Consider the following 20,285-nt stretch of genomic DNA (forward strand, 5'->3'; position numbering starts at 1 on the left):
GAGGAGGACGACGGTGCTGCGGACTGCGACGACGCCTCGTACGGCCCCTGTGCTGCGTACCGCGCTGCTGGTGGTGACCGCGACCCTCCTCACCACGGCCACGGTCCTCGCGCCCCCCGCGTCGGCCGCGGACAAGCTGCCCTACTCGGACGAGTGCACGTTCCCCAACGGCGAGTACCCCGGCCGACCCTGGGCCCTTCAGCGCGTCCTCCTGGACGAACTGTGGAGTCGCTCCCAGGGCGAGGGCGTCCGCGTGGCCGTCATCGACACGGGCGTGGACGTGAAGAACCCGCAGCTCACCGGGGCGGTCGACGCGAAGGCCGGCCGCAACCTGCTGCCGAAGAACCTCAAGGACGACGACGGCGACCCGATCGAGCGGGGCGCCGAGAACGGCACGACGGACACCGTCGGGCACGGCACCAAGGTCGCCGGCATCATCGCGGCCCGCCCCCTCGACGGCACCGGCTTCGTGGGCCTCGCCCCCGAGGCGACGATCATCCCGATCCAGCAGAACGACGCCGAGGGCCATGGCGACACCAAGTCCCTGGCGGAGGCGATCCGTTACGCCGTGCGGGCCGGGGCCGGGGTCATCAACATCTCCCAGGACACGTCCGACGCGGCCCGGCCCTCCGACGACCTGGAGCGGGCCGTCGACGAGGCCCTGGACCGCAAGGTCGTGGTCGTGGCGTCGGCGGGCAACAACGGCGTCGGCGGCAACGTCAAGAAGACCTACCCGGCGTCCTACGAGGGCGTCCTCGCGGTCGCCGCCTCGGACCGCAACAACGAACGCGCCTCCTTCTCCCAGTCCGGGGACTTCGTGGGCGTGGCGGCCCCCGGCGTCGACATCGTCTCCACGGTCCCCCAGGGCGGCCACTGCTCCGACAACGGCACGAGCTTCTCGGCGCCGTACGTGGCGGGCGTGGCGGCGCTGCTCAAGGCGAAGCACCAGGACTGGACCGCGCGCGAGATCGTCGCCCAGATCGAACAGACCGCGGAACGCACCATCGCGGGCCACGACCGACTCGTCGGCTGGGGCGTCGTCGACCCGGTCCGTGCCCTGACGGAGGACGACCACCCCATCGAGTCCCCGACCCCCCAGGACGGCCTGACCAGAGCAGAGGCCCCGAGCCCCGCCAGGTTCCACACCGGCGAGACCCCCGACGAACGCAACACCCGCCTCGCCACCTATGTCTTCGTGGCAGCGGCGGTACTGGTCGCGGGCCTCGGCGGCACAGCCACCGCGATCCGGGACGCACGGCGACGGGGGCGCAGGGTCGCGGGGGCGGAGTAGGGGGCGGCGGTCGGCTCGCCGAGCCTGGGAGCGATGAGTGAGGAGACAGCCATGGTCGAACTCGACGAGCGTTCGTGGTCCGATGCGATCGACATGTACGAGCGTCGGGCGACCACTGCCAAGGTGACGAACAGGGAGCACGAGAACTGGGTGCTCGACCTGTCCACCCTGATGCGCGGCGACACCCGCGACACCCGCGACACCCGCGACACCCGCGACGCCCGCGGTTGGCGCACGGTGGACAATCCGTGCGCACCTACGACTTCGGCTTGGTGCTGGTTTCCGAGACGGAAGTCGGGATGGTCTGGTCATTCCGCTGATGCGATCCACCGTGCTACCCCGCTCCTCCGTCGGAACGCGCCGCGCCGGTCATCCCACGGTCAAGCGCTGACCGCGCCCCGGCCAAACACCCGTATGGGTTCCGCATGCTCCTGCCCGGCCAACCTGAAATAGCCTGACTTGCCCGGAAGTTCCCTGGCTACGGTGGTGCCGCCACATCATCCGCGGGGCCACGGGGAACAGGAGACGGCGGTGGGCATACCGATCCGTTCGCGCCTTCTCGACTATGTCGACCATGCCGGCTGTGCCGGGACGGAACCGCCCGTTGGCCCGGCCGAGGCCCCGGCGTCCCCGTCGACGCCCCGCAGGTCCCGCCTGCTGGAGTACGTCGAAACCGTCGCGCCCGCCGAGGTGGCACCGCCCGAGCCATCCGGCCCCCGACCCGGCGTCCCCGCCTACCACACCCCGGTGTTCGTCCCGGCCCACCCGCGCCACGTCGCCATCCCGGATCCTTCCGGCGCCCCCACCCTGATCCCCCTGATCACCTACGAACTCTTCGAGCACCCCGCCGACGGGACCGTGGCCCTGGCCTTCACCGCCCTGGACGGACTCGTGGCCGCCCTGGGTGAGGCGCAGCCGTGGGTCGCGACCTCGCTCGGCCCGCTGGCCGAGGGCGTGGGGGAGCAGGGCGTCACGGTCCACGTCGACCCGTGTATCGCGCCCGGACCGGACAACTGGCAGCCGGCCGACCTGGCGGCCTACGCCCGGGAGGCCCACTGATGGCGGTCGACTTCAAAGCGGTGCTGAGCGACCTCACCGCCATGTCCCGGACCTTCCACGACGAGGCCGTCAACTACCGCAAGCTGCACGCCGACGTGGCCCCGCCCGTCGTCGACGGCGGTGACGCGGGGCTCGACCACGCCGTCAAGGAGATCGCGGACCTCGTCGTCGCCCTGCACATCGGCTTCGCCGACCGCCTCGACGACCACGGCGACAAGGTGACCCACGCCCGCGACTCCTTCCAGCGGCACGACATCGACGTCCACGGACTGTTCGAGGACCTGATGGCGGGGGACGGCTGATGGGCGACAGCTGGGTCGGCGGCGACATCGGCGGACTGCGCACGATGGCCGACACGTACAAGAACGCCAAGCGGAAGCTGGAGGAGGTCGTCCACCCGCTCGGGCAGGCCGTCGAACGGCTGGTCGGTGACACGAGCTGGAAGGGCGAGGCGGCCGAGACCTTCCGCGCCGCCTGGAGCGAGGACGCGCTCGCCGCGGGCGCCTTCGCGGCCCTCGTGCACAGCGCGGGAGACATCCTCGACACGCTCGTCGGCGCCCTCTCCACCTGCGAGACGGCGCTCCAGAACGCCGAGCACGTCGCCACGGCCAACGGCGTGCCGATGGGGGAGAGGGGCGTCCCGCTGGACATCCTCACCGCCGACCCGCCCAGCGCCGACGACCAGAAGACAATTGCCGCGCTCGGCGAGTACGGCAAGGCGCGCGACGAGATCCTGCACACCGCCCAGCACGCACGGCTGGTCGCCGCGGACGGACTGCGGGGCCTGTACGCGCAGGTGACGGCGCCGGTCTCGACCGGTGACAAGATCACCATCGCCGACGCCCTGCGCGGCCTGTACGCCTACGACGCGGAGGACGCCCGGGCCGGTGGCAAGGAGGCCCGCGAACTGATCGACGGCGCGAAGGCCGAGGAACGTTCCGCCAAGAAGGAACTGCGCGCCGAGCGCAAGGCGTTCCAGAAAGCGGGCCGCAGACTGCCCGACGACCTCCCCGCCAAGGGTGCCTACCGCGACGCGCTCACCCAGGTCGACTCCCTCGAGGACGCCATCGCCCGCGCCGACCACGGCAGTACCGCCCTTCCCTACGACCGGGCCCTCAACGTCAAACTGGCCGACGCGGCGGACGCGCTGCGCCTGGGCAAAGGCGTGGCCGAACTACCGGAGTTCCTGCGGGAGATCCCGGTGCTGGACGTGGCGGCGGCCGCCGCCTGCGGGCTGGTGGAGGCGAAGGACGACCACGACAAGGGCTGGTCCTGGCAGCACGCGGTGGTCGTCGACGGCGGTATCGCGCTCGGCGGCCTGGCCGTCGGCGCGGCCGTGGTGGCCGCCCTGCCGGTCGAGGGCGCCGCAGCGGTCGCCGTGGTCGGCGTCGGCTCGGTGATCCTCGCGACGGACGTCCTCGACCACACCTTCCACGAGCACTGGAGCGAGGACATCCACGACCACGGAGTGGTCGGCGGAGCGCTGCACGGTGCCGGAGACGTCGCCACGGAGACGGGGGGCGACGTCGTACGCCTCGGGAAGGACATCTGGCATGGCGTCACGAGCATCTTCTGAGGCTGCCGCCCGCGAAACACCCCTCCGTGTCCCGGCGCTGCCGAAGCTCGGTACGACCTGGTACACGCGCGGGGCGCTCTACTGGCTGTGCCGCGCCCGCACAACCGTCTTCCTCCTCGTGGTGATGGCCATGGTCTGCTTCTTCGCACTCGGCCTCTACCGGGGGTTCACCAGCGAGTGGACGCCGACCGCGCGCACCGTCGCGAATTGGGTCCAGGCCGGGGCGTCCTGCGTGGCTCTGGTCCGGGGCTGGACCAAGCAGCGCCGCAGCCACCACGAAGCCCTCCTGAACCCGCCCACCCCCGAGCAGACCCTCCGGGCCAAACGCGACCACGACAGACGCGCCCCCGGCCGGGTCGCCGCCGGCCGCGGCCTGGTGCTCCTCGCCGCACCCCTCATGCCGGCCTTCGCCGCGTACCTAGTCGGCTGGCTGACCGCCTGGCTCACGGTCCGCGAGTACCCGAGCGAAGTCGGGGCGCGTCGCTGGATGCAGGAGAAAACGTCCCGAACGTGAGGAATGTGCCGCTTGCGTCTCGGCAGTGGCAGGGTTGTTGCATAAGGCAGTTGGGGCTGTCAGAGGGAGTCATTAGAGTGGTTGCGTTGCGGTCATGAACACGTGAAAGGCGCGGGCGGTGCCGCCCAGGACGGGCGGCGGGAAACGGGGAGAGTGGCTGTCGTGATTCCTGCGGACATGGGCGGGGGCTCCGCCGACGTACGGCGCGGTTATATGGCCCTGTCGACGTTCAAAAAACGGGTGGACGACCTGCTCACGGCCTTCGAGAAATCCGCGGGCGGCTCGGCGAAGGTCGGGGGGCACAGTCTGCCGGAGGGCACGTTCGGAGCGGGGCAGTTCCCGGAGGCAAAGGCACTCCACCTCCAGTACGAGCGCGTCCACGAACGCATCACGACTCTCTCCAAGTCCCTCGGGCTCCAGTTGGAGGCCATGCAGATCGCCGTGCACGGCGTGGACGTCACCTTCGACAACCTCGAAGAGGACCTCCGGTACCGGTTCCACGAGATCCGGACCGAGGTCAACCGGGACCGTGAAGAGGCGCTGAACAAGCAGACCGAGCGGACCAACGACGCCGACCACACCGACGCGGGGTACTGATGGCCGACCACAAGAACAAGTCGGACCACTACCAGACGGAACGCCAGGAAGCCGCCCAGCAGAACACCGGCGTGGACGACGCGGTGAACAAGGCCGTGGTGATCAGCCCTGGGTCCCTCAGCAGTCCTGGCGGCTTCGGCAAGACCAGCTTCGAGGGCTACGACCTCAACGCGATGATCGACATCGTCGAGTCGGCGAACCCGGAGACCCTGGAGACCGCGGCCACGGCCCTCGTCGACGCCCGGGACGCCATCAACGACGCCGCCAACGAGCTCAGCCGCAACCTGGGCGACGTCGACTGGGAGGGCGAGGCCCACACCGCCTTCTACACCTGGGGCATGAACCTCACCACCACCGCCCTCGCGCTCGCCGGCTACACCGACGAGGTGGGCACCCAGGTCCTGGCGGCAAGCGCCGGCCTCGCCTCCGTCCGCAAGTCCATGCCCCCGCGCGACAACCGCCTCGCCCCCAAGAAGGTCGACGACATCCCGACGCCTCAGCGGGTCGAGGGCAACGCGGAGTACACGGCGGCGGTCAAGGCCGAGAAGGACCGCCAAGAGGCGATCAACCAGATGTACCGGCTGGCGTCGTTCTACACGGTGTCCAGCGGGATGATGGAACTGGCGGAGGAGCCGGTGTTTCCGGAGATGCCGAGGGTGGGGGTGCCGGCGCCGGATCCATCGGTTCGTGACCCCATCGAGCCGAGAAACGGCCAGGATTCACTCTCGACCCTGCAGGATTCTGCGGGCACGCACCGAAGCTCGGCCGATACGGGAGTGGTTCGGGCGCGTTCGGACCAACAGTTGCCTCACGAGAACGTGGAACACTCGGTCACATCGCCGGAACAGCACGTCGGTACGGAGATCGACAGCGTCGGCACGTTGCCGCCGCAGCAACCCGTGACGCCGCCGACCGTCACATCGCCTTCGGTGACAGGCCCCACCGTCAATCCGGTGGGTACGGCTCCTCCCTTCTCTCCCGTCGGAGTGCCCCCTGCCTTGCGGGGGCCGGCCGGGCGCACATCCAAGTTCGGCGGCACGCCTGGAGCCAAGACCCCACCTTCGGCGCAGGGCAGGGTCGGCGGCGTGACGGGTCGCATCCCCGCAGGGCGTACGGGAACCGGCCCCATGGGCCCGGTGGGACGTACCTCCGGCTCGGGGCAGACAGGCGGCCGCACCACTGGTCCGATGGGGCGAGGTGTGGTCGGCGGAGTACCGAAGGTCGGCGGGCAGACGGCAGGACGTACTGGCGGTGTCCCACGTGGTTCCGTCACCGGCATGGGCGTCACGAACCCCGGGCGTCCAGGCGCGGGGCGTACCGGTGCAGGACCTACAGGCGACGGCGTTGTCGGCGGGAGACCTGTCACCGGGGGCGCTTCCGGTACCAAGGGTTCCAGGTTGCCGCGCGGTACGGTCGTCGGCGGTGAGGGCGGGTCCACCTCGCGTGCCACCGGTGAGAAGCCCGGCCAGCGTGGGGTGATCGGAAAACCCAACTCCACGGGAAAGAGTGCGGGGCAGCCGGCTAGCCGCCCCGTCGGCAGCTCTGACGGTGTGGCCGGAACGCCGAATGGACGAGTCTCCGGACGCAGGAACAAAAGGATCACTCCCGGTGGCCCGGGCGCGGCCCGTGGTTCTTCGCGCAACCAGGGTTCAAGCGAGACACGTTCGCGCCGTGACGAGCGGCGCGATGACGCGTCGGCGACCGACTGACCGGACAAGAGCAAGGACAGACAGAGGCATGGTGGCAGGAATCAGCCGACGTGGCGGGTGGAGCGCGCCTTTCGCGGGACGGAATGGGAGACGGTTTTCCGCCGTCTGCTCAGCGCTCGGCGCCTTGGCCGTGCTGTCGGCTGGCCTGGCTCCGAGCGCGGCAGCCGCCGACGTCCAGTCCCAGCAGTGGTACCTGTCGGCGATGAAGGCCGACGAGATGTGGAAGGTGAGTACCGGCAAGGGCGTCAAGGTTGCCGTGGTCGATTCGGGAGTCAATCCCAACACGCCGTCGCTCAAGGGGCAGGTGCTCGCTGGCGAGGTACCGAAAGCTCTTGCCTACAAAGCGACTGACGACTACCTGGGCCACGGGACGAGCATGGCGGAACTCATCGCCGGCACTGGTGCAGGAGGCGGGCTGAAAGGCCTTGCCCCAGGCGCGAAGGTCGTTCCATACCGGATTGCGCTCAAAGGCCTGACGGACAAGGCCGATAAGGAGAAGGCGCCGGATGAGGCGGCGGTGATCAAGGCTGTCGCCGACAGTGACGTGAAGATCATCAGTATGTCCTTCACCATCGACGTGGCCTATCCCGAGGTGGAAGCTGCGATCAAGTACGCCCAGTCCAAGGGAAAGCTATTGGTTGCCGGTACGGGTAACGGCGCAGAAGAAAAGAACTTCATTGGATACCCCGCTGCCTACCCTTATGTAGTCGGCGTTGCCGCTTCTGACGAGTCCGGAAAGGTCGCAAAGTTCTCGGAACACGGCAACTACGTAGACTTGGCTGCCCCGGGGCTCGACGTACCCACCTGGTGTGACGAGAAATTTCGCTCGTACTGCGACGGTGAGGGAACGAGTATCGCCACAGCCATCGCTTCCGCCTCCGCCGCCCTCGTCTGGTCCGCCCACCCCGAGTGGACCGCGAACCAGGTCCTCGCCAGCCTGATCGACACCGCCGGACGTGACTGGGCGAAGGACGACCCGAGCACGTACCTCGGCTACGGACTGATCCGCCCCCGCATGGTGCTGGAGCAAAGCAACTTCAATCCGGGCGCGGCCAACACCGACCCGCTCGCCAGGGAGAACGCGACGGGCGTCACGGACGCGGCGGGCAACTCGCCCTCCGGGTCGGCATCGACGTCGCCCCAGCCCCCGAAGGCCACCGCAGGCGGCCAGACCTCGGCGGCAGCATCAACCTCGGACACCTCCGACAACACCACGATGTGGGTCGCGCTCGGAGCCGCGGCAGCCGTCCTGGTGATCGGGGGCGGCGCTTTCGCCGTGCTCCGATCCCGGCGAGCCACATGACCCAGACATGACGAACCACAGCTCACGAAAGCGAAAAGGAGTGCCGAAATGGTCGACCGCAAGCTAAACGACGGCGATGTACAGAAGCTCCAGAAGGAAGTCGTCGATCGTTACGACAACATCCGTGGCTCCCTCGCGAAGCTGCAGGGCACGATCGACATGATCGAGAGGGCGTGGACGGGCCAGGGTGCCAACGCGTTCAACACCAAGCAGACGGAGATCAACGGCCATATGGTCGCGATCGGCAAGATGCTCGACGACTTCCTCGAGGGCATCCACATGACGAAGACCGACAAGCAGAACCTCGAAGACCAGATCACGGCCGACATGAACAAGATCTCGGTCGACGATCTCGGTGGAAAGACTTCAGCGCTCAACAGCTACTGACCATCGATCCGGCAAGTCCGGCTGAAGTCTTCAGAGAAACGAGGGGAAATGTCTTCCGGAGCACATTACGAGGAACTCGCCGTCACCTACGGCACCATGGACGCGCTCGCCACCGAGCTCGGTGACCAGGCCAAAAAGCTCGAGGAGGACCTCGAGGCGCTGCGCCAGGCCGTGCTCAATGTGTCCTCGGGCTGGGGCGGCGAGGCGTTCCAGCAGTTCCAGAGCAAGAGCGAGGAGTGGAACAGGCACGCCCGTGGCATCCACGCGGCGCTGCTCCAGATCTCGCACCAGGTCCACGGCGCCGGCGGTGACTACCGCGGCGGCGACCTGAAGGGTGCCAGCTACTTCATGTAGCAGCACGTACTCCGCAACGCCAGGGTGGGCACGCACGGGAGGTGCCCACCCTGTGGTGTGCTCTGCCCGTCAGTCGTCGGCCTTGTCGTCCTAGGACGTATGGGCGGGCACGGCGATGACGAACACCCCCTTGCCTTGGACCCCTTGAACGCTTCCCTCGGCCTGCAGTGCCTCGATGGCGGACTTGATGGTTCGGCGGCTGACTGTTCCGCCCGTCTCCTGCTCGAGCTCGTGGCGAGAAGGGATACGTCGGCCAACCGGAATCTAGCCTTCCGAGGAAGGGGCCTGAGGATGAGGGGGTGGTGGGGGGATCGCTGGCCTGGGCGGAACCCGGGGCCGGGGCGGGCCCACGACGGATCGTGGCGGAGGCGGGCCCTCGGGTACCTGGAACCGCTGCCGGGATGGGGGCGGCGGGCCCGGCAGGGGCGGCGGTGGCGGCGGCGGGGGCAGAGCCTCGTCCCTCTCCGGCAGCACCGGGCCCCCGCCCGCAGTCGTTCGATGGTCAACTCGGCGCGGCGGCGGGAGCCAGGAGCGTCGTCGCGTTCGTAGAAACGGGGGACTCCCCACGGCCGAGAGTGCCGGTGAACAGCGGCTTGTAGCCGAGTACGTGGGCGATCGCCATCATGCGGCGACAGCGCTCGGCACTCGTGGCGTGGGGAAACTGCACATGCACGCGGCCCCGTCCGTCGAATTTCCTGATGATTTCCTCGTCCGTCATCACTCCTCCCTCGGGATCGATTTGAGCCGAGATCGAGGTCAGGTACAGTCACTCCCCTGCTGTACTTGCCCGGTGTATTGAGTGATAAGACGTTTCATCGTGGACGAGCTCTCCCGACCGGAGGCGAAGACCTGAACAACGGTGAAGAGAGCCTGGTCCGGGTGAGACGGATCCGTGCACCCCACGACCTTCCCCACCGCGCCGGTCCCCGAATAGAGGAAGTCGTCGCCAGTGATCACGTCTCCCTCGTTGACCTGAGCGTGCACGGCGGCGACGTCGACTACGCTTCCTTTCTTCTCCCACCACAATCGGCCTGCCACAAGAGCGAGTTCACCGTCGACGCTCACGTTGCAGCGCTGGGTTCCACCGTTGGGTGTGGTCTTCCGGGTGGAAACCTTTTCTCCGGGCGGCAGGAACGGTGCCAGAGAATCAGGGTCCACGGACACCCCGCACAAGGACTGTGGAAGGGAATACTCCCTCTCCTCGCCGCTCGAGCATCCGGACAAGGCGGTTGCGGCAGTGAGCGATACCGTCAGGATGACAAGGCGTCGAAGCGTTGTTGAGAGCGTGAGCGATGCGTACTTCAAGGTCAAGGACCTCTCTGGACGGGCGGATCCCTGTGCGGGCGTGCGACCGGCGCGGCCGGGGTACCGCATCAGACGTCCGTCTTGAGATCGGGAGCCATCGCGGTGACGTTCGTCCCCGAGTCCTTGAATCCGCGCTCTGCGCCGACGCGGGCCCATTCTCCGACGTCCGGGAGATCAGTCCTGCTGGCGTTCTTCGCCGCGGCCTCTGCCGCCTTCTCGGTGTAGCCGTTGTTGCTGTCGAGGCCGCTCTCCCAGTACTTGCCCATGAGAGGACCGGCGTCGCCCTTGGCCTTTCCTTCCGCGTCCTTGAAGAGCTCTTCCAGAATCACGCTGGTCGCGGTGCCTGCGATACCACCGGCTGCCGCACCCCCGGCCGGGCTGACGATGAAGGTTGTTCCCACACCGGTGACGGTCCCGACCGTCCCGGAGATCACGTTCTTCCACTGGGCCACGGAGTGCTCGTAGGCCTTGTCCTTTTCTTCGCCCTCGTGGGCGACGACTTCGGCGCGGCCTTGAGCGAGCGTTCCCGATACTTCGCCCGACCCGCTCGCGATCTGTTCGACGACGAACTGGGGATCGTTGGCATAACGCTCGTTCGCCGGGAGGTGAGGGTCGAGGTGGTACTCCATCAGATTGCCCATGTAGGCCTTTTGGCCCACCTCCACGGCGGCGTATCCCTCGGGGTTCTGTCCGACAGTGAACAGGAACCGTGTCACGTCACGGTGTTCGAAGTTTGCCTCGGTGCCGGCGATCGGGAAGAGCCGGTCAGTGTCGCCGTCGGAGTCGTCGGTCATGGCCCGGTTGATGTCCGGAAGGTATTCCGAGGCGATCTGACCGATGCTGTCGCCCATGTAGCCGTTGTCGGTGATGCGTGACGGCTGTTCCGAGACGGACGACACCAGGCTCTGCATCAGCTTCGCCTGCTCCGCGGTGTGTGGAGGCGTGTCCGTTGTCGGCATCTCTCCCGCCGGGTGCCCCGTGGTAGCCGCCTCCAGCGCGAGAGCCAGGTTGTTCCGCCCGGCGACGCTGTCCTCGGCCTTGTCGTCCTGGTCCTGTGGCCAGTCGCGCTCTTCGAAGAGGTAGTCGAAGTTGGTCAGCGACTCCCGCTTGCCCTTGTCGTCCTTGAAGTCGTGGTCCTCGTCCTTGGTGACGAAGGTGTCGTTGAAGAACTCCGTGGCCGCGTCCGGGCTGTTGGAGAGGGCTTTGAGGTAGCCGGTCATCGGGTCCCAGCCGGAGTCGGTGCCCGTGCGGTTGAGGAGGGGGTCCGCTCCCGTCCGCTGCCAGGCGCCGTGACGGCCGTTGCCCGTGAACTTCTTCTCCGTCTCGATCAGCTTGTCGCCGTAGTCGACGAGGAACCGGTCGTCGAAGTCACCCCACCGCATGAGGTTGGTCATGACCTGCCCGCCGAGAGGAAAGCCGCCGTTGCGGCCGACCGGTTTGTCGACCAGGTCGATCATCGTGGACTTCCACCGGGTCATGTCGGCGTTGTCGCTCTGCGAAGCCGTGGCGAGTGTGAGACCGAGGTTCTTCTGCAGGTCGTCGTACTGGTCGACCCGCTGCTGTCCGATCTTCCAGGCGCTGTGCGGGTCGTTGATGCCGGTCCAGAAGTCGAGAGTTCCCTGCGGGCCCAGGCGCGTGGCGAAGCGTTCCGCGAACAGTTCGTCGTCGGCGTATTCCCTGAGCCCCTTGTTGAGCCGGTCGAACTCCTCGACAGACAGGTCCTCGGGCTTCTGCTTCGCGAGGTCCGCCAGTTCGTCGGCCTCCTTGAGTGCCTTGGCCGCGGAGTCCCGGTCGGCGTAGTCGACGTCCGAGAAGCCCAGTTTGCTCTGGTCGGCGATCGCCATGAGGACGGTGTTGGCCGAGGTGTCGCTCGTAGTGGCCTGATTCAGAATTGCCTGAATTTCATCCCGTAGAGCGACGATTTCGGACTTGTTGTCCTGGTTCTGCTGGGCGCGGCCCTCCGGCGGGACGTTCGTCGTGACCGTGAACCCGCCCTCGTAGCCGATGACCGTCAGGTTCTGCTGGCGGCCACGCTCGATGGCGTCGTTGAGCTGCCCCCTGTACTTCTTCAGCTCGTCCCGGGTGTCCTGGAGGATCTTGTGGATGGACGAGGCCTGGCTGTGCGCGTCCGTGAACTCGCCGGCCGTCCTGCCGATGAACTCCTTGGAGACGGTGGCGTTGTAGCCGGCCCAGCTCGCCTGGTTCGCGGCCCCGCGCAGACCCTTCTCGGCCGCGTCCATCAGCGTCTCCAGATCGCTCACCATCGTCGACCAGTCTTCGACGGCGTCGTCCAGCAGGCTCAGGTCGGTGTTCCGAAGGGCGTCGAGATCCATCAGCTCTTGCCCTCCTTGTCGTCCTTCTCGCCATACACCGGGTTGTGCTTGCCCGGCTCGCCGACGCGTTCGTCGAAGCCCGCGTCCAGCAGGTCGATGCTGCTCATCTGACTGCGGATGTAGTGGTCGTCGCGGGCGTGCAGCTTCTTCGTGACGGTCATGTGGTTCGAGATGTGCGCGCAGGCGTCCCTGAGGGAACCCAACTGCTCGTCCCAGCGCAGGGCGACGTGCTGGAGTGCGCCGCCCAGGGCGAAACCGCCCTTGCTGAGGGTGCCGGCGGCGCTCTCGCTGGTGGGCACCGCCCTGCGGCCCTTGTCCCAGAGGTCGTTGTAGAGCTTGAACGCGTTGGTGCCGATCTTCGCGAGATCGCCTTGGTTGGCCCTCAGCTCGCCGTACTGGCCGGGGTCCGGCGCGGGGCGTACGGGACCGCTGCCGGGATCCAGCTGGTTCAGCCGCATGTGGGGGGCGGCACCCGAGACCGCCCCGGCTTTGAGCTGCTCCCACTCGTCCCACGCCATGCGTGAACCCCTTCCCAGTGTCCCCGTGAAGCTGCAGCGGCTCGAGCGGGCGCGTCCCGTCAGCCACCAACAGGCCAGATCCGTGAACCCGGTTCAAGTGAGTTCACGGATCTCACCATACTTTCCACAATTCACTGGCGTACGGCTTGACGGTGGGGGAGCAGAACCCTCCTGTGACACCGCTGCGGACGTCTCGTCGGGGCCAAGGACACGGCTTGGTACACCCACCCCTACCCCTCCTCCGGCGCCAACCCCACCTGCACCAACGGCTTCCCTCGTCGCCGTGAGACGAAGACCCCGCGCCCCGCGGGCATCGGCCGGGGGCGGACTCCGCCGAGGAGGTCGCCCTCTCCGGGGTCGCCGGCCAGGACGACACCCTGGGCGCCCAGTTCCTTGATGCGCTGCATGAACGCCTCGTACGACGCCCGCCCCGCACCCGCCGTCGACCGCGCGACGATGAACCGCACCCCCACGTCCCGGGCGAACGGCAGGAGTTCCGTCAGGCCCGCCAGCGGATTGCCGCTCGACGTCGCCACGAGGTCGTAGTCGTCGACGACTACGAACACCGTCGGCCCGCGCCACCAGCTCCGGTCCCGGAGTTGCCGTGCCGTCACCTCGGCCGTCGGGGCACGGCGCTTCATCAGGTCGGCCAGCGCGGCCATGTGGTGGTCCATGGCGTTGGACATCGGGATGTATTCGGCCAGGTGGGAATCCGGGGTCACGTCCAGCAGGGAACGCCGGTTGTCGACCACGAACAGCTTGCACTCGTCGCCCGAGTAGCGCTCCGTCAGCTGCTTGATCAGCAGCCGCAGCAGGTTCGACTTGCCGGACTCGCTCTCGCCGAAGACGAGGAAGAACGGATCCTGCTCGAAGTCGACGTAGACCGGCTCGAGACGGTCCTCGTCGAGGGCGAAGGCGACCCCGCGCTGCGGGAAGCGGTCGCCCGGCGGCAGCGACCCGGCCGCGAACTCCCTCGGCAGCAGTCGTACTTCCGGTGCGGGCGCCGCCTGCCACTGCCGGGATACCTCCGCGGTCAGCGCCTGCGTGGCGTCGGCGAGGTCCGTGTCGGAGGTGAGGCCGTCGATCCGGGGCACCGCCGTCATGAAGTGCATCTTCTGCGGCGACTGGCCGCGGCCCGGAACGCCTGCCGGGACGTTCGCGGCGACCTTGCGGTCGATCTCGGAGTCCATCGTGTCGCCGAGCCGCAGCTCCAGGCGGTTCATCAGGTGGTCCTTGAGAGCGGCCCTGACCTCCATCGAACGCGAGGCCGTCAAAACCAGGTGGACGCCGTAGCCGAGACCACGCGCCGCGATCTCGTGGATGACCTGATCCATGGCCTCGTAGTCCGCGCGGAAGTTGCCCCACCCGTCGATGACCAGGAACACATCGCCCCAGGGCTGGTCCGTGACCGAGATGTCCCCGCGGGCCCGCCTGGCCCGGAACTCCGCGATCGACGGAATGCCGGCCGAGCGGAAGTACTCCTCGCGACGGGTGAGCACGCCGTACACCTCGGCCACCGTGCGCCGCACCCGCTCCGGGTCGAGCCGGGAGGCGACCCCGCCCACGTGCGGCAGGCCGGCCACCGACGCCATCCCGCCGCCGCCGAAGTCGAGGCCGTAGAACTGGACCTCGTGCGGCGTGTGGGTGAGGGCGAAGGAGCAGATCAGTGAGCGCAGCAGGGTCGACTTGCCGGACTGCGGGCCGCCGACGATCTGCATGTGGCCCGCGGCGCCGGAGAAGTCCACCCACAGGGAGTCACGGCGCTGCTCGAACGGCTTGTCCACCAGACCCACCGGCACGACCAGCCGGCCCGCGCCCTCGTATCCCGGCTGCGTGAGGCCGCGGCCCGGCACCGCCGTGAGCCCCGGCAGCAGTGCGTCCAGCGACGGCGGGCTGTCCAGCGGCGGCAGCCACACCTGGTGCGCCGCCGGACCCTGCGACTCCAGTCGGCGCACGATCACGTCGAGCACGGTGTCCGCCAGCGCGTCGTCGACCTCCGCGTCGCCGGACGGGCGGGCCTGGGGCACGGCCGCGTACCGCACCGGCACCTCCGCCGAGGTGAACAGCACGGGCCGCCGGTCCACCGGCAACGGGCCGCCGCCCGGCGCCGTACGCTGACCGCCCGAGCGGTAGACCCCGGACACATACGCCGCCTTGAACCGCACCATCTCGTCGGTGCCGAACTTCAGGAAGCCGGAACCCGGCACGTTCGGCAGCGAGTACGCGTCGGGCACGCCCAGCGCCGCCCGCGACTCCGCCGCCGAGAAGGTGCGCAGACCGACGCGGTACGACAGATAGGTCTCCAGGCCGCGCAGCCGGCCCTCCTCCAGGCGCTGCGAGGCCAGCAGCAGGTGGACGCCGAGCGAGCGGCCGATCCGGCCGATCTGCACGAACATCTCGATGAAGTCCGGCTTCGCCGTGAGCAGTTCGCTGAACTCGTCGATCACCAGTACCAGGGAGGGGATCGGCTGGAGGGCGGCTCCCGCGGCCCGCGCCTTCTCGTAGTCGTGGATGTTGGCGTAGTTGCCCGCGTCCCTCAGCAGTTCCTGACGGCGGTTGAGTTCACCCCGGATGGAGTCGCCCATCCGGTCCACCAGCGTCAGGTCGTCCGCCAGGTTGGTGATCACGGCCGCCACGTGCGGCATCTGCGCCATGCCGGCGAAGGTCGCGCCGCCCTTGAAGTCGGCGAGGACGAAGTTCAGGGTCTCGGAGGAGTGGGTGACCGCCAGGCCCAGCACCAGGGTGCGCAGCAGCTCGGACTTGCCGGAACCCGTGGCGCCCACGCACAGACCGTGCGGACCCATGCCCTCCTGCGCCGCTTCCTTCAGGTCCAGCATCACCGGACGGCCGTCCTCGCCCACCCCGATCGGCACCCGCAGACGCTCCGCCAGCGAACGAGGCCGCCAGGTGCGCAGCGTGTCGACGGACGCCGCGTCTCCGAGGTTCAGCAGGTCCGTGAACTCCAGGTTGGCCAGCAACGGCTCGTCGTCGTCCCCGCCGGAGGCCATCCGCAACGGGGCGAGCTGCCGGGCGAGCGCCTCGGCGGACTCGGGGGAGAGCGCGTCGGGCATCCCCTCGTAGACGGCGCCGTGCCCCGACTCCAGCCGCAGCGCCCCGGGCTGTACGACGATGTCGAGCTCCCCGCCCGCGCCCGTCAGTTCACCGGGGACGATCTCGAGGACCGTCACCCCCTGGAGCCCCTCCGCGCCGGCCAGCACCGAGTCCGGGGGGAGGGAGACGCCGTCGAGGACGACGACGATGTGCGGCTCCTCGGGCAGCGGCGTCGCGTGCGGATGGAACCGCGGGCGACCGGTCAGCCGAGCCCCGAGCAGGTTCTCCAGCTCGCGGGTGTCGGAGCCGATCAGCCTGCGGCTGCCCGCCCCGTCCACGGCCCCCGAGGCCTGGACGTGCGGCAGCCACTTCGCCCACTCCCAGTGCGGGAGTTCCTCCCGGCCCGCCGCGACGACCAGGAGAAGGTCCTCGGACGAGTGCAGCGCGGCCAGCGAACCGGCCAGGGCACGGACACAGGAGCGGACCGACCGGGCCTCGCCGCTGACCGTGACGTGGTAGAAGGCGCGCAGGGAGACGGCCATCGGCAGGTCGTCCAGGCTGTCGTGGACGGCGAGGAAGCGTTGCAGCGCTCCTGCGGTCAGCGGCTCCAACTGCTCAACCGGGCCGGTCTCCGGGGCGACCAGCGGGGTGGCCAGGGTCTGGGCGCCGAGACCGACGCGGACCTGGGCGAAGTCCTCGTCACCGGGCCGCCGTTCCCACACCCGGCTGCCCTCGGCGACCAGCGCCCACAGCTGCTCGGGGGAGGGGTGCAGGTAGTACTGCGCGTCACGCTGCGCCCGGGCGGTGTCGAGTGCGGTGCGCCGCATCTGCGCGAGATAGCTCAGGTAGTCGCGGCGCAGGTCCGCCAACTGCCCCTGGGATCCGCGCCGGAAACGCACCACCATCGCGATCGACATGGCCACGGTGGAGGCGATCATGACCATGCCCATGATGCGCATGAACGGCTGCCCGCTCGTGAAGAAGAAGACCACCGAGCCGCCCATACCGAGCGTCGGCAGCAGTTGCATCAGCACGCTCTCCTGATGGCCCCGCGGCAGTTCCGGCGGAGGCTGCAGAACGACCTCGCCCGTGGGCACCTCGGACGGCAGCGCCCGTGGCTGGCGCTTCACGACGATGTGGCTCACTGCTCACCAATCCCCTTGCGGGGCCCCGAAACCCCTTGCGAGGCCGCGGAATCCTCTTGCGAGGCCCCGAAAAAATATCGCCCGCCACCCCGTGTCGGACGGACGCAGGCCGCCGCGTGATCCTACTGACTGCCGGTACGACCGGGGGGCGGTAGGGTGCCGGATGTTCGCGTGAGCACACCCGCGGGCCGCGCGGCGCACCAGCCGGCGCGGAACCTTCACACCGCCGACAGCCGCCGAACACGCCGACGCGCAACCATCACTGAGGGGGATCAGCAGGTGAGTATCGCGGCCTCCGCGGCAGCCACCGGAGAAGGGCGCGGCACGGGAGCCGCTCCCGCGGCGGGGACGGGGCTCGGCTTCTGCCGGGTCACCATCGTCGCCCCCGACAGCCGGATCGACGTGGCGCTGCCCGACGACGTTCCCGTCGCCGACATCCACCCGGAGATCCTCAGGCTCTCCCGGCAGAGCCCCGCCGAGGGCGCCCCGGTCGGCTACCACCTCGTCCGCCGGGACGGCACCGTCCTCGACAGTTCCCGCTCGTTCGCCGCCCAGCACATCCTCGACGGCGAACTCCTCACGCTGCGGCCCTTCTCCGAGTCGCTGCCGCCCGCCGTCTTCGACGACGTGTCGGAGGCGGTCGCCTCGGCCGTGACGCGTGAGCACACCCTGTGGAGCGGCGAACTGACCCGCGCCGCGGGCCTCGTCGGCGGAGGAGTCCTGCCGGCCCTGCTCGCCTTCGTCGCCTGGACCGGCGACCCGCACCACGACATGCACGGTCTCCCCGGCGTCCTCGCCGCCGTCGTGGGCGTCCTGCTGGCCGCCCTCGCCTGTGTCCGCGCCCGGGTCTACGACGACCGGGGCTCCGCCGTCGCCCTCGGACTCGGCGCGCTGCCCAACGTGGGCGTGGCGGGCTCGGGACTGCTGCCGCTCGCCGACGGCCAGGGCATCGGCAGACTCCAGTTCCTGCTGGCCTGCGCCGCGGTGCTGCTCGCCGCGGTGCTCCTCACCCTGTGCTCCCCGCGCGGCGACGGTCCGTTCGTCGCCTTCGTGGTCGCCTCCGGCGCCGGCCTGGCGGCCGGGTTCGCGGCGACCCTCGCGCACTGGACACCGGCCGAGACCGCCGCCCTGTGCGCCCCCGTCGGCGTGGGCGCGCTGGCCTTCCTGCCCGGCCTCTCCATGCGCTTCGCCCGCCTGCCGATCGGCTTCGACGCCCCGGCCTCCGCTCCGCGCGGCGCGTACGGCGCCGATCCCGCCCCGCGGGAACCGGTCGACGCCGAGCGGATCGCGGCCCAGGCCCGCCGCGGACATGAACTCCTGGTCGGCCTGGTCGGCGGTTGCGCGGTGATCACGGTGGCCGCCTGCGCGGTCCTCGGGTTCTCCGACGGAGTCTGGACCCGGCTCCTCGCCCTGGCCGCGGGCATCGCCCTGCTGATGCGCGCCCACCTCTTCCGCTACACCGCACAGGTCGCCCCGGTGCTGGCCGCGGGCCTCGGTTCCCTCGTGCTGCTCGGACTCGGGCTGGCGCTCGACCCGCCGCACTCGGCGATCCGCGACGCGCTGACGGGCGACCGCACCGACCTGGACATCCGTACCGTCTGGCTGGTCGCGGCGATCGCGGCGGCGTCCGCGATCATCACCGCGATCGGCCTGATCGGCTCGCGCGGCGGCCTCACCCCGTTCTGGGGACGTTTCATGGAGATCGCCGAGGGCTTCGTGCTGCTGACGCTCGTGCCGTTGGCCCTGGCCGTCTTCGACGTGTACGCGGCCGCCCGGTCGATGACGGGCTGATTCGCGGACAACCGCGAAAGGAACGTCGAGGGTCGGCCTCGGCCCGCCGCCGAGGCCGACACCTCCACACCGTTCGAGCCACACCCGGAGCAGCGCCGAGAACCAACCGCCGACGCCGGCACTCCCGCAGCCGCAGCAGCCGCAGCAGCCGCAGCAGCCGCCACATTCGCCGCCGCCGCCGCAGCCGCCGCGGCGACGATCGAGCGGCGGTCGGCCCACTCCGGCTGTCGGCTTCGTCTACTGCGCGGCGGCCCCTCGGTCGGCCGGCGCCGGCTCGAGATCGAACTCGCCGTCCCGAGCGCCGAGCACGAAGGCCCGCCACTCCGCCTCCGTGTAGCGCAGCACCGTCCCCGGGTCGAGCGACGACCGCATCGCGACGGCGCCCTCCGGCAGGTGGGCGATCTCGACGCGCTCCTCGTGTTCCTCCGTGCCCGGCGCGCACTGCCACTCGACGCCGGAGATGTCGAGCGCGTACAGCTCGTCCCGCTCCCGCTCCTTGCGCGCTTTGAGTTCCGTGTCCTCGGCATCGGCCATGTCGGCTCCGACCCTTTCCTCTGTGCCAACGAGCTGTCCCGCCACCCTACTTGCCGTCGTTCTCCCAGCTCAGAGGTTCACCGTTCGCACTCGAGCCAGGCCCCGTCCCCGTACACTGCCCCCGCGCGGCAGGACCCGGTCCGGACAGGCCCGGCGCGTCGGCCTGCTACCCTGGCTTTCGGCCGTTTGTGTACGCACCCCCGGAAACACCCTCAAGCAACGCTTGAAGGTTCTGGAGGCCGCGCCCAGCGGATCCCCGCCACCCGAGTAACGGAAGCTCCCCCGAGACCAAGACCGGGGGCACTCGGTGGCCACTCAAAGACTACGAGGAGTACGCGTGCCGCTCGATGCCGCTACGAAGAAGCAGCTCATCACGGAGTTCGGCCAGAAGGAGGGCGACACCGGCTCCCCCGAGGTCCAGGTCGCCATGCTGTCGCGCCGGATCTCGGACCTGACCGAGCACCTCAAGACGCACAAGCACGACCACCACTCCCGTCGTGGTCTGCTGATCCTGGTCGGTCAGCGTCGCCGCCTGCTGCAGTACCTCGCCAAGAAGGACATCCAGCGCTTCCGTGCGCTGGTCGACCGCCTCGGCATCCGCCGCGGTGCGGCGGGCGCCAAGTAGAACGCCGTGAGGGGAGCGGTTCCCGGACGATCGGGGCCGCTCCCTTTGCTGTACTCGCCGGTAGGCACCGGCGACAGAGCCCGTCGCACACCCTGGCGTCGCACGGAAACGTGCGGAGTGTCACCCACCCTTTGTAGTGTGGTAGCACAACGCAATACGTACGACACAGCGTGATGACGTGTACTCGTTGCGG

Annotated in this window: 20 protein-coding genes; 13 read left to right on the forward strand and 7 right to left on the reverse strand. The window is 69.3% G+C overall.

Going from position 1 to position 20,285, the window contains the following annotated elements; translation table 11 throughout:
• The first annotated feature begins 13 nt into the window (after window positions 1–13).
• The 11 genes from mycP (at window position 14) to ACIPFH_RS42105 (ending at window position 8,790) form a co-directional block, all read left to right on the forward strand.
• Complete coding sequence (gene mycP / locus ACIPFH_RS42055; RefSeq protein WP_401835237.1) at window positions 14–1,291, forward strand: type VII secretion-associated serine protease mycosin; 1,278 nt, start codon at window positions 14–16, stop codon at window positions 1,289–1,291.
• Window positions 1,292–1,342: 51 nt separating this feature from the next.
• Window positions 1,343–1,744 carry a hypothetical protein gene (locus ACIPFH_RS42060; RefSeq protein WP_401835239.1) on the forward strand — a complete coding sequence of 134 codons (402 nt, stop codon included), beginning with the start codon at window positions 1,343–1,345 and terminating at the stop codon, window positions 1,742–1,744.
• Window positions 1,745–1,822: 78 nt separating this feature from the next.
• Complete coding sequence (locus ACIPFH_RS42065) at window positions 1,823–2,350, forward strand: SAV_915 family protein (protein WP_401835242.1); 528 nt, start codon at window positions 1,823–1,825, stop codon at window positions 2,348–2,350.
• A complete protein-coding gene (locus ACIPFH_RS42070) occupies window positions 2,350–2,652 on the forward strand; it encodes a DUF6317 family protein (RefSeq protein ID WP_401835244.1) in 303 nt (100 codons plus the stop codon). Before ACIPFH_RS42065 ends, ACIPFH_RS42070 begins: the two co-directional genes overlap by 1 nt.
• Window positions 2,652–3,926, forward strand: coding sequence for a hypothetical protein (locus ACIPFH_RS42075; protein ID WP_401835246.1), 1,275 nt, complete (start codon window positions 2,652–2,654; stop codon window positions 3,924–3,926). The genes ACIPFH_RS42070 and ACIPFH_RS42075 overlap by 1 nt, the downstream gene beginning before the upstream one ends.
• A complete protein-coding gene (locus tag ACIPFH_RS42080) occupies window positions 3,904–4,440 on the forward strand; it encodes a hypothetical protein (protein ID WP_401835247.1) in 537 nt (178 codons plus the stop codon). The genes ACIPFH_RS42075 and ACIPFH_RS42080 overlap by 23 nt, the downstream gene beginning before the upstream one ends.
• Before the next feature lie 213 nt (window positions 4,441–4,653).
• Window positions 4,654–5,037, forward strand: a complete 384-nt coding sequence (locus ACIPFH_RS42085) for a hypothetical protein (protein ID WP_401835249.1) — start codon at window positions 4,654–4,656, stop codon at window positions 5,035–5,037.
• Window positions 5,037–6,746 (forward strand): WXG100 family type VII secretion target, encoded by a 1,710-nt coding sequence (locus ACIPFH_RS42090; protein WP_401835251.1) that lies wholly within the window; start codon window positions 5,037–5,039, stop codon window positions 6,744–6,746. Before ACIPFH_RS42085 ends, ACIPFH_RS42090 begins: the two co-directional genes overlap by 1 nt.
• 124 nt (window positions 6,747–6,870) lie before the next feature.
• Window positions 6,871–8,049: a S8 family serine peptidase gene (locus tag ACIPFH_RS42095; RefSeq protein WP_401835254.1), complete on the forward strand. Its 1,179-nt coding sequence runs from the start codon at window positions 6,871–6,873 to the stop codon at window positions 8,047–8,049.
• A gap of 48 nt (window positions 8,050–8,097) precedes the next feature.
• Complete coding sequence (locus tag ACIPFH_RS42100) at window positions 8,098–8,436, forward strand: WXG100 family type VII secretion target (RefSeq protein WP_356255877.1); 339 nt, start codon at window positions 8,098–8,100, stop codon at window positions 8,434–8,436.
• A 48-nt stretch (window positions 8,437–8,484) separates the two neighbouring features.
• The gene (locus ACIPFH_RS42105) at window positions 8,485–8,790 is read left to right on the forward strand and encodes a WXG100 family type VII secretion target (protein WP_401835257.1); all 306 of its coding nucleotides are present in this window, start codon (window positions 8,485–8,487) and stop codon (window positions 8,788–8,790) included.
• A gap of 90 nt (window positions 8,791–8,880) precedes the next feature.
• Here ACIPFH_RS42105 and ACIPFH_RS42110 read toward each other — a convergent pair whose 3' ends face one another.
• From ACIPFH_RS42110 to eccCa, 6 genes are all read right to left on the reverse strand, one after another.
• A complete protein-coding gene (locus ACIPFH_RS42110) occupies window positions 8,881–9,054 on the reverse strand; it encodes a GntR family transcriptional regulator (RefSeq protein WP_401835290.1) in 174 nt (57 codons plus the stop codon).
• A 238-nt stretch (window positions 9,055–9,292) separates the two neighbouring features.
• Window positions 9,293–9,508, reverse strand: coding sequence for a hypothetical protein (locus ACIPFH_RS42115; RefSeq protein WP_401835259.1), 216 nt, complete (start codon window positions 9,506–9,508; stop codon window positions 9,293–9,295).
• Between the two features lie 38 nt (window positions 9,509–9,546).
• Window positions 9,547–10,095, reverse strand: a complete 549-nt coding sequence (locus tag ACIPFH_RS42120; protein ID WP_401835261.1) for a hypothetical protein — start codon at window positions 10,093–10,095, stop codon at window positions 9,547–9,549.
• Between the two features lie 68 nt (window positions 10,096–10,163).
• Window positions 10,164–12,428, reverse strand: coding sequence for a DUF6571 family protein (locus ACIPFH_RS42125; RefSeq protein ID WP_401835263.1), 2,265 nt, complete (start codon window positions 12,426–12,428; stop codon window positions 10,164–10,166).
• Window positions 12,428–12,946: a hypothetical protein gene (locus tag ACIPFH_RS42130; RefSeq protein ID WP_401835265.1), complete on the reverse strand. Its 519-nt coding sequence runs from the start codon at window positions 12,944–12,946 to the stop codon at window positions 12,428–12,430. Before ACIPFH_RS42130 ends, ACIPFH_RS42125 begins: the two co-directional genes overlap by 1 nt.
• Before the next feature lie 230 nt (window positions 12,947–13,176).
• The gene (eccCa, locus tag ACIPFH_RS42135) at window positions 13,177–17,142 is read right to left on the reverse strand and encodes a type VII secretion protein EccCa (RefSeq protein WP_401835267.1); all 3,966 of its coding nucleotides are present in this window, start codon (window positions 17,140–17,142) and stop codon (window positions 13,177–13,179) included.
• Window positions 17,143–17,421: 279 nt separating this feature from the next.
• Here eccCa and eccD point away from each other — a divergent pair, with 279 nt between their 5' ends.
• On the forward strand, window positions 17,422–18,933 hold the full coding sequence (gene eccD, locus ACIPFH_RS42140; RefSeq protein WP_401835270.1) for a type VII secretion integral membrane protein EccD: 1,512 nt from the start codon (window positions 17,422–17,424) through the stop codon (window positions 18,931–18,933).
• Between the two features lie 237 nt (window positions 18,934–19,170).
• Here eccD and ACIPFH_RS42145 read toward each other — a convergent pair whose 3' ends face one another.
• Entirely contained in the window at window positions 19,171–19,467 is a 297-nt protein-coding gene (locus ACIPFH_RS42145) for a DUF397 domain-containing protein (RefSeq protein ID WP_401835271.1), read from the reverse strand.
• A gap of 337 nt (window positions 19,468–19,804) precedes the next feature.
• On the opposite strand from ACIPFH_RS42145, the gene rpsO reads away from it, so the two are divergent.
• Window positions 19,805–20,092 (forward strand): 30S ribosomal protein S15, encoded by a 288-nt coding sequence (rpsO, locus tag ACIPFH_RS42150; protein ID WP_020128575.1) that lies wholly within the window; start codon window positions 19,805–19,807, stop codon window positions 20,090–20,092.
• Window positions 20,093–20,285: the final 193 nt, after the last annotated feature.

This window comes from Streptomyces sp. NPDC088157 (assembly GCF_044741545.1).
Classification (GTDB): domain Bacteria; phylum Actinomycetota; class Actinomycetes; order Streptomycetales; family Streptomycetaceae; genus Streptomyces.

Bases quoted from the DNA above. Each gene is read 5' to 3' on its own strand.
- ACIPFH_RS42105 (WP_401835257.1), top strand. From the start codon at position 8,485: ATGTCTTCCGGAGCACATTACGAGGAACTCGCCGTCACCTACGGCACC.
- ACIPFH_RS42090 (WP_401835251.1), top strand. From the start codon at position 5,037: ATGGCCGACCACAAGAACAAGTCGGACCACTACCAGACGGAACGCCAG.
- ACIPFH_RS42075 (WP_401835246.1), top strand. From the start codon at position 2,652: ATGGGCGACAGCTGGGTCGGCGGCGACATCGGCGGACTGCGCACGATG.
- ACIPFH_RS42125 (WP_401835263.1), bottom strand. From the start codon at position 12,428: ATGGATCTCGACGCCCTTCGGAACACCGACCTGAGCCTGCTGGACGAC.
- ACIPFH_RS42070 (WP_401835244.1), top strand. From the start codon at position 2,350: ATGGCGGTCGACTTCAAAGCGGTGCTGAGCGACCTCACCGCCATGTCC.
- ACIPFH_RS42115 (WP_401835259.1), bottom strand. From the start codon at position 9,508: ATGACGGACGAGGAAATCATCAGGAAATTCGACGGACGGGGCCGCGTG.
- ACIPFH_RS42060 (WP_401835239.1), top strand. From the start codon at position 1,343: ATGGTCGAACTCGACGAGCGTTCGTGGTCCGATGCGATCGACATGTAC.
- ACIPFH_RS42145 (WP_401835271.1), bottom strand. From the start codon at position 19,467: ATGGCCGATGCCGAGGACACGGAACTCAAAGCGCGCAAGGAGCGGGAG.
- ACIPFH_RS42085 (WP_401835249.1), top strand. From the start codon at position 4,654: ATGGCCCTGTCGACGTTCAAAAAACGGGTGGACGACCTGCTCACGGCC.
- ACIPFH_RS42080 (WP_401835247.1), top strand. From the start codon at position 3,904: ATGGCGTCACGAGCATCTTCTGAGGCTGCCGCCCGCGAAACACCCCTC.
- ACIPFH_RS42100 (WP_356255877.1), top strand. From the start codon at position 8,098: ATGGTCGACCGCAAGCTAAACGACGGCGATGTACAGAAGCTCCAGAAG.
- ACIPFH_RS42130 (WP_401835265.1), bottom strand. From the start codon at position 12,946: ATGGCGTGGGACGAGTGGGAGCAGCTCAAAGCCGGGGCGGTCTCGGGT.